A 12,256-nucleotide genomic window follows, 5' to 3' on the forward strand; every position below is an offset into this window, starting at 1 on the left:
GTGTTCAAGGGTTGACGATGGCGGCCCGGGTGCGTAGCACCAGCAGGCCTCCGAGGGTGATGAAGCAGGCGAGCGCGTAGAGCGCGAGACTTGCGCTTTGCGTGGTGTCGCGCACCCACCCGATGAAATAGGGCGCCGCGAACGAGGCGATGCTGCCCAGTGAACTGATCAGGGCAATACCGGCAGCTTGGGTGCGGGCATTGAGGAATGCTGGAGGCAATTGCCAGAACATCGGCAAGGCCGCACTGGCTCCCATGCCCGCCAATACCAGCCCACCCAGTACGGGCCAGGGTTGCTGCGGGGCCAAACCGGTGATGGCGATGCCGGCTGCGGCCATCAGCAGTGGCACGCACAGGTGCCAGCGGCGCTCGCGCTGGCGGTCGCTGGAACGGCCGCACGCGAGCATGAACACGCAGCCGGCCAGGTAGGGGAGAGCGCTGAGCAGGCCGACGCGCGCGTCGCTGCCGATGCCGGCGCCATGAATCAGGCTGGGCATCCAGAAGGCCAATGTGTTGACCGCCAGCATCACTGCGCAGTACACCGTCACCAGCAGCCAGATCGCCGGGCTGCAGAGGATGCCGCCCAACGATGTCACGGTCTTGCGCTGATCTTCGCGGCCGAACTGGGCACGCAATGCAGCCTTCTGCTGGTCGTCGAGCCAGTGCACCCGCTCGAAGTGTTCAGGCAGTGCAGACAGTACCACCAGGCCCAGCAGGATCACTGGCGCGCCTTCCAGTAAAAACATCCACTGCCAGCCACGCAGGCCAGCTGCCTCGTGCATGAATGCCAGGATCGCCCCTGACAACGGCCCGCCAACCACCCCGGCCAGTGGCACGGCGATCGCGAACAATGCGGTGACCTGAGCCCGGCGCCCGGCGGGGTACCAGCGATTGAGGTAGACCAGGATGCCCGGAAAGAACCCTGCCTCGGCGGCCCCCAGCGCGAAGCGCAGCAGGTAGAACGCGCTGCTGCTCTCGATCAGCAGCATGCTGGCCGACAGCGTGCCCCATACCACCATCAATGTGGCGATCCAGCGGCGTGGGCCGAAGCGTTCAAGCATCAGGTTGCTAGGCACCCCGAACAAGGCATAGGCAATGAAAAACAGCCCGGCGCCCAGCCCGTAGACCGTGTCGGACAGCTGCAGGTCCTGGCTCATCTGCATCTTGGCAAAGCCGATGTTGATGCGGTCGAGGTGGGCGAACAGGTAGCAGATCAGCAGTAACGGCATCAGCCGCCAGGTGACCGCGCGGTGGGTCGCGTCGGCCAGTTCGGTCTGAGTCGGGGCCGGCGAGGCATGTTCGAGTGTACTCATGTTTTTTGTACTTGTTGTGTGATGAGGCAGCGGGCGACCTGGACTCAGGCCGGGCGGTTGAACAGGGGGTGCAAGGTGCTGTGCTTGGCGTCGTAGACCTGCTGGGTGCTTTCATCGATCTGCACGGTGATGCCGATCGGGCGTTGGCGCAGCAGCTCATCCAGACGTTGCTTCAACACCTGCAGCAAGTTGTCGCCGACCGCTTTATGTACAGCGGGGCTTCGGCCACTGCCCATGCGCAGGTTGGCGTACAAGAAGCCGTAGTCGCCGTTGCCGTCTGCCACTGCGCAATGGGCGGCAGGGTAGGCGAGTACGCGGGTGCCACCGGTTGGGAAGACCGCCTTGCCGGCTGCGTCGTGCTGTTCGAGCATGCAGTCGGCCAGGGCGCGGCACAGACCGGGGATGTCGGCATCCGCTTCCAGGTCAGGGGTGTAGAGCAGAACCAGGTGTGGCATGAGGTGCCTCCTTGTGGCGAGGGCACCAGGCCGCCAAGCGGAGGCCTGGCAGGTGGGTCAGAGTCGGCTGGTGGAAACCACACTCGCCGGATTCGCTGCTTGCCCAGGCGGTATGGCCGAGCCGTCCTGAGGCGTGATCGGGAAGATAGCGTTGATCTGCCCGGTACCGGATGAACCGAAGTACGGGGTCACTACCTCGGCCTTGCCGTCGTACTTCGACCAGCCGAGTACACCCAAGAGCATCGCCGTGTCGTGCATGAACCCTTCGCCGTGGCCCTTGGCCGCGTATTCAGGAAGCATCCCGCAGAATGCCTCCCATTCGGCGTTCTCCCACATGTTCACCACACGGTGATCCAGGGTTTCGAGGAACGGGCTCCAGACCTTGGTGGCAAAGTCTGGCGCCTGGCCGTTCTGGGCGAAGCGGTGGGACAGCGAGCCGCTGGCAAGGAACGCCACGGTGCCGTCGTAGTGGTCTTCCACCGCCTTGCGCATGGCCCAGCCGAGGCGGGCGCTGTCGGCCAGATAGTGCGACGTGCACAGCGCTGAGACTGAAATCACTTTGAAGTGCTGGTCCTGGTTCATGTAGCGCATCGGGACCAGGGTGCCGTATTCAGGGCCCAAGGTAGTGGCGTGGTGGGCCATGGTCTCGACCCCGAAGCGATTACAGGTTTCGCTCAGGATCAGACCCAGTTCCTTGTTGCCGGGGAACCCATAGGCCATGTTGCTGATGAAGTGCGGCAGTTCGTTGGAGGTGTATACCCCCTCGAAATGCTCGCCGCAGAGGACGTGGTAGTTGGCATTGACTAGCCAGTGGGTGTCGAACACGACGATGGTGTCCACACCCAGTTCACGGCAACGGCGGCTGATCTCGTAATGCCCGTCGATCGCGGCCTGGCGAAATCCGTGGCGAGGGCCAGGCATTTCCGACAGGTACATGCTGGGCACGTGAGTGATCTTTGCCGCTAGGGCCACTTTACCCATGATCAGACTCCTTATTGTTGTAGACCCCGTGGCGCCGGGCGGATCAGGCTGTCGTCAGAACATTGGCCCGCCCGGCGCGTTGGGTTGACAGTCACACGCCCCAGCGCGGGATGTGGTGGCTACCCATGGAAATGCATACGTTCTTGATTTCGGCGAACACTTCAAAGCTGTACTGTCCGCCTTCGCGGCCGGTACCCGAGCCTTTCACACCACCGAACGGCTGACGCAGATCGCGCACGTTCTGGCTGTTGATGAACACCATGCCGGCTTCAATGCCGCGGGCCAGGCGGTGCGCTTTGCCAATGTCCTGGGTCCAGATGTAGGAGGCCAGGCCGTACTCGGTGTCGTTGGCCAGTTGCAGCGCTTCGGCTTCGTCCTTGAATGGGATCAGGCAGACCACTGGGCCAAAGATCTCTTCCTGGGCGATGCGCATCTTGTTGTTCACGTCGGCGAACACGGTCGGCTGGACGAACTGCCCTTTGGCCAGATGTTCGGGCAGGTTGGCTGGACGCTCAAGGCCGCCTGCAACCAGGCGTGCGCCTTCTTCCATGCCGATCTTGATGTAGCCCGTGACCTTGTCGTAGTGCGCTTGCGTGATCATCGAGCCAACCTGGGTTTTCGGGTCGGTCGGGTCGCCGACGATCAGGCGTTTGGCGCGGGCTGCGAACTCGGCGACGAACTGCGGGTACACGCTTTCCTGGATGAAGATGCGGCTGCCGGCAGTGCAGCGTTCGCCGTTCAGCGAGAAGATGGTGAACAAGGCTGCGTCCAGCGCGCGCTCAAGATCGGCATCTTCGAAGATCAGCACGGGCGATTTGCCACCCAGTTCCATCGAGTATTTCTTCAAGCCCGCGGTCTGCATGATCTTGCGACCGGTGGCGGTACCGCCGGTGAAGGAGATGGCGCGTACGTCCGGGTGGCGGACCAGCGCGTCACCGGCGGTGGCGCCGTAGCCCTGGATCACGTTCAATACGCCATTCGGAATGCCGGCTTCTACTGCCAGGCGGCCCAGCTCGTTCGCCGTCAGCGGCGACAGTTCGCTCATCTTCAGTACCGCAGTGTTGCCCAATGCCAGGCACGGCGCGGTCTTCCAGGTGGCGGTCATGAACGGTACGTTCCAGGGCGACACCAGGCCACACACACCCACAGGCTGGTACAGGGTGTAGTTGAGCATCTGGTCGTCGACCGGGTAGGTGTGGCCGTCCATGCGGGTGCACACTTCGGCGAAGAAGTCGAAGTTGTGCGAGGCACGCGGGATCAGCACGTTCTTGGTCTGGTGGATCGGCAGGCCGGTGTCCAGCGTCTCCAGTTCGGCCAGTTTCGGCACGTTCTGGTCGATCAGTTCACCCAGCTTGCGCATCAGGCGAGCGCGCTCCTTCGCCGGCGTGTTGGCCCACTTCGGGAAGGCCTTCTTCGCCGCGGCGACGGCCTCGGCAACTTCCTCGGCGCCGCCACTGGCCACTTCGCCGATGGCCTCGCCAGTGGCAGGGTTGTAGTTGACGAAGGTGTCTTTGCTCTCGACCTCACGGCCGTTGATCCAATGTTTGATCATGCTGCTCATGCCTTGTTGTTCTTGAAGAAGTCAGCTTCGCTGACGATGCGGTTGACCAGGCGTGCGACGCCTTCGACTTCCACCACCACTTCATCGCCCGGCACCACGTCGGCCAGGCCCTCTGGCGTGCCGGTGGCGATCATGTCGCCCGGTTGGAGGGTCATGAAGCTGGAGAAGTATTCGATCAGGTGCGGAATGTCGAAGATCATGTCCGCAGTGGTGCCTTCCTGCTTCAGCTCACCGTTGATCCAGGTGCGCAGCTTCAGGTTGCTCACATCTGGCACGTCCGCTGCATCGACGATCCACGGGCCAACGGGGGTGGTGGCGTCGCGGTTTTTCACCCGCAGGTTGGGGCGGTAGTAGTTTTCCAGGTAGTCGCGGATGGCGTAGTCGTTGCACACGGTGTACCCGGCCACGTACTCCATGGCGTTCTCACGCTTGACGTTCTTCGCCGGCTTGCCGATGACAGCCACCAGTTCACACTCGTAGTGCATGTACCCGACGTAGTCCGGGCGCCAGGTGACCTGGTTGTGTCCGGTGTATGTGCCCGGCGACTTGATGAACGCCAGCGGCTCGGTGGGCGGAGCGAAGGCGAGCTCCTTGGCATGGTCGGCGTAGTTCAAACCGAGGGCGAACATGCTTCCGTTTGCCGGTGGCAGCCACTCGACCTGGCGCTCACCAAGCACTCGGCCGTCGGCCAGGCGAACGGTGTTGTCGGCTTCGACGGTGACAGCATGGACGCTGCCTTCATAACAGATACGCGCGTGTTTCATGCTGGCTCCCCCGGCTCGGCAACGATGGTGTTGGCCAGGCGGCCAAGACCGGTGATCTCGACTTCGACGAGGTCACCAGGATGGACGTCGACACGCCCCTCCGGAGTGCCGGTGATCAGCACATCGCCCGCGTGCAGGGTCATGAACTCGCTCAGTTCGGCGATCAACTGCGGGATGCTGCGCACCAGGTTGGCAGTCGTGTTTTCCTGCACTACAGCGCCGTTCACATAGAGCTTGAGGGCCAGCTGGTGTGGGTCGGTGACTGCACTCACCGGGACCAGGTCGGGGCCAATGGTGCAAAAGCCATCGCGGCACTTGGCCTTGACCGCAGGACGGTAGTAGCTGTCTTCCGGCAGGCTGTACTCGTTGACGATGGTGAAGCCGGCTACATGGGCCATCGCATCGGCGGCACTCACCCGGGTGGCGTCTTTGCCAATCACCACGCCCAAGGCAGGGCCTGGTTGCAAGCGTTCACCGGCTGGGTGAATCACGTCGCGACCGTGGGTATTGCGGGTGTTGGGCGTCTTGATGAAGAGCACCGGCTTGACCGGCGCCTGTTTGTAAGGCGGCTGCTCGAATTCGGCCAGACGCTGCTGTAGCAGACCGTTGTAGTTCAGCGCTACGCCGAACACGGTGCCGTTCGCAACGTCATGCAACGCATGGCTCATGCTTATCTCCTGGCGGTGGTGGAGCAGCACGCTGCTCCGCAAAGTCGTTAATGTGTTAATGTTATAGTTAATATGTTAACTATGGTCAAGGCTTCTCTTGTAGCGCCCGCCTGGCGGGTGCACCATGAGCCTTTGCAAATTGGGTCAAGTCATTGGCGGACAAGCAGCAATGAGCAATCGGCATCCCATTCCGAACATCAACATCGGTCAGGTTTACGACCAGCGCTACAGTGAGAGCGAGGTGCATCACGACCGGCTGGACAACCTCGCCGGATTTTTCGGACGCAACATGCCGGTGCACCGCCACGATCGCTTCTTTCAAGTGCACTACGTGAAGTCCGGCACTGTGCGGGTGTATCTGGATGACCAGCAGTTCATCGAATCCGGGCCGATGTTCTTCCTTACGCCGCCGACCGTGACTCACTCTTTCGTCACCGATCCGGACAGCGACGGGCATGTACTCACCGTACGCCAGCAATTGGTTTGGCAATTGATCGAGGCGGATGCCAGCCTGTTGCCGACGGGAATGCAGGTGCGGCCGGCGTGTGTGGCGCTGGCCAACGTGCCGGCGGCGGATCAGGCCGAGGCGCGGCGCCTGGAAACCTGGCTGGAGGCGCTCAGCGATGAGTTCGCAGGCTCCGATCCGGGACGCGAAGCGGCGCTGCAATCGCTCACGCGGCTGATCGTGATCAGCTTGTTGCGGCTTTGCCCCAACTCGCGCGAGGCGACTCCGGCCCGTCATGAAGACTTGAAGATATTCCATCGCTTCAACGCGCTGATCGAGGCGCACTATCTCGAGCACTGGCCGCTGGCTAGCTACGCGGCACAGATCGGGGTGACTGAAGCGCGGCTCAACGACATCTGCAGGCGAATCGCCGATCTGCCATCCAAACGCCTGGTGCTGGAACGGCTGATGCAGGAGGCCAGGCGCTTGCTGCTTTTCTCTGGCGGCTCGGTGAATGAAGTCTGCTACCAGCTCGGGTTCAAGGACCCGGCCTACTTCAGCCGTTTCTTCAATCGGTATGCAGGACTTACACCGGGCGAGTATCGGCAGCGGCAGGCGGAGTTGCAGTGAGGTGGTCACGTGGCGATACCTGCAAGGAATTGTCGTTGTTTGAGAATGATGCTCGCAGCTTGCAGGGCGGGCTTGAATGGGTTTTTCGTGGAAGAGATTGCACTTTCCATCGGCTGGGGCAGTTGTCGCACTCGTCAGATGTCCCTAAGCTTGTCAGCTGGATCAAATGGCACAGGCTTTACTCATGACCGAGACTCGCCCTTCACTGACGCTGAGCTTGCTGCAGGCCCGTGAGGCCGCAATGGCATTTTTCAGGCCGTTGCTCAATGAGCACGATCTGACAGAGCAGCAATGGCGGGTTATTCGCATCCTGCACCAGCAGGGTGAGTTGGAAAGCCACCAGCTGGCGCACCTGGCGTGCATTCTCAAACCGAGCATGACCGGGGTTCTCAGCCGCCTGGAGCGGGATGGGCTGGTTTGCCGACGCAAGGGCACCGAAGATCAACGTCGAGTCTTCGTGACGCTCACCGATTCCGGGCGCGCGAGTTTCGATGCCATGCGTGAAGGAATGGAAGCCAACTACCGCAAGATTCAGGCGCAGTTCGGTGAAGATAAACTTCAGCAGCTGCTGCAGTTGCTTAACGAGCTCAAACGCGTTGAGCCGTGAACCTGGCCTGGGTTGAGCAATCAAGCGGTCAGGGCTGATCGCCTGCGAGCAATTGATAGCTGCGCAGTCGGTCTTCGAAGCGATGGGTAACGGTGACGATGCCGATTTCATTGCATTCGAAGTCTCGCGCAAATTCGGCAATCCTACGTCGGCAGGTCTGCGCCGAGCCCACCACCATACCCGCCAGGGTTTCATCGTAATTGGCACGTTCAACCTGGCTCATCTGCCTGTAGCGTTGCTGCACTTCAGCAGGGCTGAGCAGAACCTCGCGTGGCGTCCTGCCGGCGCTGAGTTTTCGGTATACCGCCGTGCCGGCGATGTAGCGGGCCTCTTCATCCGTACTCGCGCAGATAGCCGCGACCGCTAGCAGGCGCGGGGGAGGGGTGACCCGTGCAGCAAGCTGCCATGCCCGTGTGTAATCGTCAAAAATCTGCGCAGTGCAGGCGTTTGGGGTGATGAACTGCGCCAGCGCCAAGCCCATTCCCAGTTGACCGGCCAGTTGAGAGCTGCCCCCGCCGGAGCCCAGCATCCAAAGCGAGGGCATCGACTCGGACGGCAAATCGAAGGTAAGGAGGTCATAAGCGTGACCGGCGGGGAAGCCGTCTCGCAGAAATGCACACAACATGGCGGCCTGAGCAGGGAACTGATCAACCTCCGGCACGAGGCCTGGCGCGGCCAGCGCGTGGGCACTCAAGGCGCTGCCGCCGGGTGCACGTCCGATGCCCAGGTCTATCCGACCCGGAAAAAGTCCGCCAAGCAATGCAAAGGTTTCCGCCACTTTATAAGGGCTGTAATGGCTCAGCATTACACCGCCGCTGCCAACGCGCATGCTGCCAGTAGCGCTGGCGATACGGGTCAGGAGGATCTCCGGTGCGGTACCGCTGAACTGGAGACTGTTGTGATGCTCTGCCAACCAGTAGCGGTGATAGCCGAGCCGTTCACATTCGGTGGCCAGCTCCAGCGACAGCCCAGGCGCAGTGACAAGGGTCTGGTGCTGATGAACCGGTGATTGGTCAATTACGGTCAGGAGCAGGGTCACGGACGTTACTCATCGGGAGATCATTAATTTATTAACTATTCTGCCGCTTTGGGGGCAGAATGTTAATAAATTATCGAATTGAACGCGAAGATTTGGCGAACTGCCGGGCTGCCAGGGTGCCCAATGCTCATCAACCCAAGGAGAGCGACATGACCGAGCCAAAACGTGACCAGCAGGACAACCAGGTGCCTGCCCACTCGACCGAAGAAGAGAGGGCGCGTCTGAAAGACAAGAACAAGGACGGTATCCCACCCGGCGCCGAGTGAAGGCTGAAGTGTTTCAGCACTGTTTCTCCCGATCATGGGTGAACTTCTTCGCACGGCAGTTGCTCTGATCTTCGCACCGCGTGCCCAGCACGGGGTGAAAGAATATCGACCCTTGCCAGCAGGTTGAGTTACATGTTTTCGGAAGACTTTTACGGGGTTTACCTGGTCGTCGAAGCGGTGTTGGTATTTACCGTGCTGGCGATCGCCGTGCACTGGAATCAGGGCGCTTGAAAAAGGGGCGGAACTGGCCCGCCCATAGTGCTTGCGGCCCACGTGGCCGTGGGCGCGTCATTAGCCTCTGATAACTTCAAGACGGGCGCGGCCCGCCTCGGTGATCGCATTCTCACCTTCGTCACTGATGCGGTAGCGCCCTGACGGCATTTTGCTTATCGAGAACCGCACCAGTCCGCTACGCGACAGGGCTTCGCCCGCCTCAAAACTCATGGCGCACTCCAAATCGAATAACTTGATTTCACCGATTTTGTAGCGAGAAAACGCTATCAGGGCGTGGTCTAGCACCTCTTGATTGACGGTTTGAACATGTTCCATTTGACTTCCTAGTTCGTGAGAGGCCCGGTCCGTGGGCATATGCAACGGACCGAGACAGTTCGTCGAATGGCCAACGCTACTATGCCGGCGTGGGGCGGGGTACTGGCATTGCATCCACACTGGATGCAAACCCAGCGCCGGACCGGGTGTTAAACTATTTTCACATCGTGGTTTATCCGCAAGCCATCATCTATGTTTGGGGTGTGGGAACCTCCACACTCTTTTGAAGGAAGCGCTGAAATGCTCAAGAAAACGGTTGCCGCTGTTGCCATTGCTTTCGCCGCCGTCATGACGATGTCCGCCGCGCAAGCAGAAGGGGATGTAGCGAAAGGTGTTCGCCACGATGTCCGTGAAGTGGATAAGGGCGCCGATCACGCGGGTAAGGAAATCAGCAAAGGTGTTAAGCATGATGGCAAGGAAATTGATAAAGGCGCCAGCCACCTGAACAAGGAACGCCACAAGGCGGGCAAGCATATTGATAAAGAGGTCAAGAAAGACCTCTGATCCGGTAGAAGGCGCTGCGGCGTTTTGCGGGCAAGTCCGCTCCCACACGAATGTCGGGGCGCCGATTTGCCCGCTATTACTGTAGGCAGCGATTTAAAACGCCCGATGCTCAGTGGAGAGGCGTGACGTGGCGATACCGCAAAACAAGCAGCAACTCATCGAGGCCATTCGCCTCAATTATTCGCGTTTGGAGGCAGACCTGGCAGACATCCCCATTGCCCGCACACGTGAAGCTTCTCTGGCGGGGCATGCGCAGGGGACCTCAATGAGTCTCTCGGACCTGCTCGCCTATTTGGTAGGTTGGAATCGGCTGGTGATTAAATGGTGCAACGCCAAAGCCAGGGGGCTGCCTGTCGACTTTCCAGAAACAGGGTACAAGTGGAATGAGTTAGGTCGCCTCGCACAACGATTTTATACGGAGGGGGCAGGGCTTACCTTTATCCAGTTACGTGAGCAACTGGCAGGTGTAAACGCCGAGATTCTGGCCTTGCTTGAACATGAAACCGACGACTCTCTGTACGGCCGCCCTTGGTACGAGCGGTACAGCAAGGGGCGGATGATTCAGTTGAACACGGCGTCCCCTTACGCCAATGCGCGTAAACGCGTGCGTCAGTGGAAGAAAGCGCTGGGCGCCGAACCGACCTCCCTGCGGGTGCGCTGATCAGGTTTTGCATTTGCCCTGCGCGCCCGCAATAATCGGCCCTTTTAACGGAGGTGGTGGTTGTGCAGGCACGAAGCGTTGTAGCCGAAATGTTCATCGGGATACCGACGCACTTCTGGGTGTTGCCTGTTGCCGGCCTGGTCGCGTTTTATGGGCTCAAGTGGTCCGGTAAAGCGGCGGGGCGTGCCAAGGCCATACAGTTCATCACGTACGCGCTGCTGATTGCGTTGGCTGTGGTCCCCAATGGCATTCATGCGCTCCTGCCGCCAGCGCCCGGGCCAGAGCAGCTTATGAATCAGCAGCCACTGCCCAACTATGCAGGGCGCTTTTACCTGGACGCGTTCTATGTCTTCGGCGGCTGGGCCTTGAGCAAAGTCGTGAAGCTCAGGTTTCGCTGAGGATGGCGCGTTGGCTGGAGTCAACCCTATGACTGCGAGCCACCAGGGTGCGTAAAGCTGACCGTCTGTTTCAGCTTGTGAACCTGATCAGGGTGCATCAGCCTATTTCCGCAGAGCGCCTTGCAGAGCGCATGGGTGTTTCAGTGCGTTCCGTTTACCGATATGTAGACGATGTATCTGTTTCGGGCATCCCGGTCTATGGTATGCCAGGTATTGGCTATGCGTTGGATGCCGATTTTGAGATGCCCCCGTTGACCCTGAATCGCCTGGAAGTGGATGCCTTGATGCTGGGGATGGAAATGCTCGCCTGCACGGCTGACCCAGCCATGGCGCAAGCAGCGAACATGCTCCTGAGTAAGGTGGGGGCAACGTTGACCCAGCACAAGATGGACTCAGCAGATGCCAAGGTGCGGGCACTGGGCGGTATGGCATTGAAAACACGCGCACACTTGGCCGATTTGCGCACAGCCTCGGAACAGCAGCGCCCGGTGCAGATCGTGTACACGAGCTTGCACGGCCTTGTCTCGCAGCGAAACATCTACCCGCTGGGGCTGTTTTATTGGGGCGGAAAATGGACAGTTGGCAGTTGGTGCTGCAGCAAAGCGGCTTATCGTGATTTCCGGGTGGATTGCATCGAATCGGTTTCGCTGGCCTATCAGCCAACAGCGCTTCCCGCTGGCATCGGGCTCAAGGCGTACATGCAGTTCCAGGCAAAACAGTGGAAAGCCAAAACACTCACTGACAGTACGTTGTCAGTAGGCATGGCGGACACTGGGCCTTCTCCATAACTGAGAAGGACCCAAGCCATGTACTATCCGGACGCTGTACTGGAAGTCGCCATTTTCACCGTCAAAGCAGAGTTCGAGTCGCAGATGCCCGCGTTGCGCGCGGGGCTGAGGGAAGTACTGAAAGCGTTCCCTGGGCTGATCCAGTACGGGGCGTATTGCCCAATCAGTAATGACCGTGTATTTGCTGATCTGGCAGTATGGGACAGCCTGGAGAGTGCACGGCGCGTAGCGGATGCGTTCAACGCCGGCGACATGCGATTTGCCCCCTATATGCAGGCCATTGAGCAATTGACGTTCATGAGTCACTTCGCACTAGAGCCGCAAGAGGGGCGGAGGGACTGACGGCAATAGCAAGCCCGGCCCCCTTATTTGCGACCCTACTTCTCAAGCGCTGTCAGGCAGCGCATCGGCCGCCTCGAGTTTGGCCGCAAGGGTGCGAAGTTCATCCACTACGTGGCTAATCGACGCAATATGTGCGTTTACATCGAGGCGCTCTTGCGCACTGCCACGGGCCTGCATGAACCTGGCGTGCCCATTCATGGCCTGCCTCAGCCCATCCAGATGGTCTGCGGTTCTGACCAGGTCCGCTTTGATGCTGTGAAGCGTTTCCATAGGGCAAGGCACTCCA

16 protein-coding genes are annotated in these 12,256 nt (G+C 60.2%); 7 read left to right on the forward strand and 9 right to left on the reverse strand.

Annotated elements, in window-relative coordinates; translation table 11 throughout:
* Nucleotides 1-4 precede the first annotated feature (4 nt).
* From APH25_RS11060 to APH25_RS11085, 6 genes are all read right to left on the reverse strand, one after another.
* Nucleotides 5-1,312: an MFS transporter gene (locus APH25_RS11060; RefSeq protein ID WP_060481947.1), complete on the reverse strand. Its 1,308-nt coding sequence runs from the start codon at nucleotides 1,310-1,312 to the stop codon at nucleotides 5-7.
* 44 nt (nucleotides 1,313-1,356) lie between these two features.
* The gene (locus APH25_RS11065; RefSeq protein WP_060481948.1) at nucleotides 1,357-1,767 is read right to left on the reverse strand and encodes a 5-carboxymethyl-2-hydroxymuconate Delta-isomerase; all 411 of its coding nucleotides are present in this window, start codon (nucleotides 1,765-1,767) and stop codon (nucleotides 1,357-1,359) included.
* A 57-nt stretch (nucleotides 1,768-1,824) separates the two neighbouring features.
* Nucleotides 1,825-2,748 (reverse strand): 3,4-dihydroxyphenylacetate 2,3-dioxygenase, encoded by a 924-nt coding sequence (gene hpaD / locus APH25_RS11070; RefSeq protein ID WP_060481949.1) that lies wholly within the window; start codon nucleotides 2,746-2,748, stop codon nucleotides 1,825-1,827.
* Nucleotides 2,749-2,839: 91 nt separating this feature from the next.
* Entirely contained in the window at nucleotides 2,840-4,300 is a 1,461-nt protein-coding gene (hpaE, locus tag APH25_RS11075) for a 5-carboxymethyl-2-hydroxymuconate semialdehyde dehydrogenase (RefSeq protein ID WP_060482021.1), read from the reverse strand.
* 5 nt (nucleotides 4,301-4,305) lie between these two features.
* Complete coding sequence (locus APH25_RS11080; protein ID WP_060481950.1) at nucleotides 4,306-5,073, reverse strand: fumarylacetoacetate hydrolase family protein; 768 nt, start codon at nucleotides 5,071-5,073, stop codon at nucleotides 4,306-4,308.
* Nucleotides 5,070-5,741: a fumarylacetoacetate hydrolase family protein gene (locus APH25_RS11085; protein WP_060481951.1), complete on the reverse strand. Its 672-nt coding sequence runs from the start codon at nucleotides 5,739-5,741 to the stop codon at nucleotides 5,070-5,072. Before APH25_RS11085 ends, APH25_RS11080 begins: the two co-directional genes overlap by 4 nt.
* 169 nt (nucleotides 5,742-5,910) lie before the next feature.
* Here APH25_RS11085 and hpaA point away from each other — a divergent pair, with 169 nt between their 5' ends.
* Complete coding sequence (gene hpaA / locus APH25_RS11090) at nucleotides 5,911-6,816, forward strand: 4-hydroxyphenylacetate catabolism regulatory protein HpaA (protein WP_060481952.1); 906 nt, start codon at nucleotides 5,911-5,913, stop codon at nucleotides 6,814-6,816.
* A gap of 184 nt (nucleotides 6,817-7,000) precedes the next feature.
* Nucleotides 7,001-7,423: a homoprotocatechuate degradation operon regulator HpaR gene (gene hpaR / locus APH25_RS11095; protein WP_060481953.1), complete on the forward strand. Its 423-nt coding sequence runs from the start codon at nucleotides 7,001-7,003 to the stop codon at nucleotides 7,421-7,423.
* A 28-nt stretch (nucleotides 7,424-7,451) separates the two neighbouring features.
* Here the strand turns inward: hpaR and APH25_RS11100 are convergent, their stop codons facing one another.
* Both APH25_RS11100 and APH25_RS11105 read right to left on the reverse strand, forming a co-directional pair.
* Complete coding sequence (locus tag APH25_RS11100; RefSeq protein WP_060481954.1) at nucleotides 7,452-8,462, reverse strand: MsnO8 family LLM class oxidoreductase; 1,011 nt, start codon at nucleotides 8,460-8,462, stop codon at nucleotides 7,452-7,454.
* A 557-nt stretch (nucleotides 8,463-9,019) separates the two neighbouring features.
* Nucleotides 9,020-9,277, reverse strand: a complete 258-nt coding sequence (locus APH25_RS11105; RefSeq protein ID WP_060481955.1) for a hypothetical protein — start codon at nucleotides 9,275-9,277, stop codon at nucleotides 9,020-9,022.
* A gap of 240 nt (nucleotides 9,278-9,517) precedes the next feature.
* Between APH25_RS11105 and APH25_RS11110 the strand changes: the two genes are divergently transcribed.
* The 5 genes from APH25_RS11110 (at nucleotide 9,518) to APH25_RS11130 (ending at nucleotide 11,970) form a co-directional block, all read left to right on the forward strand.
* Nucleotides 9,518-9,781 (forward strand): hypothetical protein, encoded by a 264-nt coding sequence (locus APH25_RS11110; RefSeq protein WP_060481956.1) that lies wholly within the window; start codon nucleotides 9,518-9,520, stop codon nucleotides 9,779-9,781.
* A gap of 127 nt (nucleotides 9,782-9,908) precedes the next feature.
* Nucleotides 9,909-10,442, forward strand: a complete 534-nt coding sequence (locus tag APH25_RS11115) for a ClbS/DfsB family four-helix bundle protein (RefSeq protein ID WP_060481957.1) — start codon at nucleotides 9,909-9,911, stop codon at nucleotides 10,440-10,442.
* 89 nt (nucleotides 10,443-10,531) lie between these two features.
* Complete coding sequence (locus tag APH25_RS11120) at nucleotides 10,532-10,840, forward strand: hypothetical protein (protein ID WP_060481958.1); 309 nt, start codon at nucleotides 10,532-10,534, stop codon at nucleotides 10,838-10,840.
* Nucleotides 10,841-10,887: 47 nt separating this feature from the next.
* Entirely contained in the window at nucleotides 10,888-11,628 is a 741-nt protein-coding gene (locus APH25_RS11125; protein ID WP_060481959.1) for a YafY family protein, read from the forward strand.
* 18 nt (nucleotides 11,629-11,646) lie between these two features.
* On the forward strand, nucleotides 11,647-11,970 hold the full coding sequence (locus APH25_RS11130; RefSeq protein WP_060481960.1) for a hypothetical protein: 324 nt from the start codon (nucleotides 11,647-11,649) through the stop codon (nucleotides 11,968-11,970).
* Nucleotides 11,971-12,012: 42 nt separating this feature from the next.
* Here the strand turns inward: APH25_RS11130 and APH25_RS11135 are convergent, their stop codons facing one another.
* The gene (locus APH25_RS11135; RefSeq protein WP_060481961.1) at nucleotides 12,013-12,240 is read right to left on the reverse strand and encodes a hypothetical protein; all 228 of its coding nucleotides are present in this window, start codon (nucleotides 12,238-12,240) and stop codon (nucleotides 12,013-12,015) included.
* Between the last annotated feature and the right edge of the window lie 16 nt (nucleotides 12,241-12,256).

The organism is Pseudomonas sp. NBRC 111119 (genome assembly GCF_001320125.1).
Lineage (GTDB): Bacteria > Pseudomonadota > Gammaproteobacteria > Pseudomonadales > Pseudomonadaceae > Aquipseudomonas > Aquipseudomonas parafulva.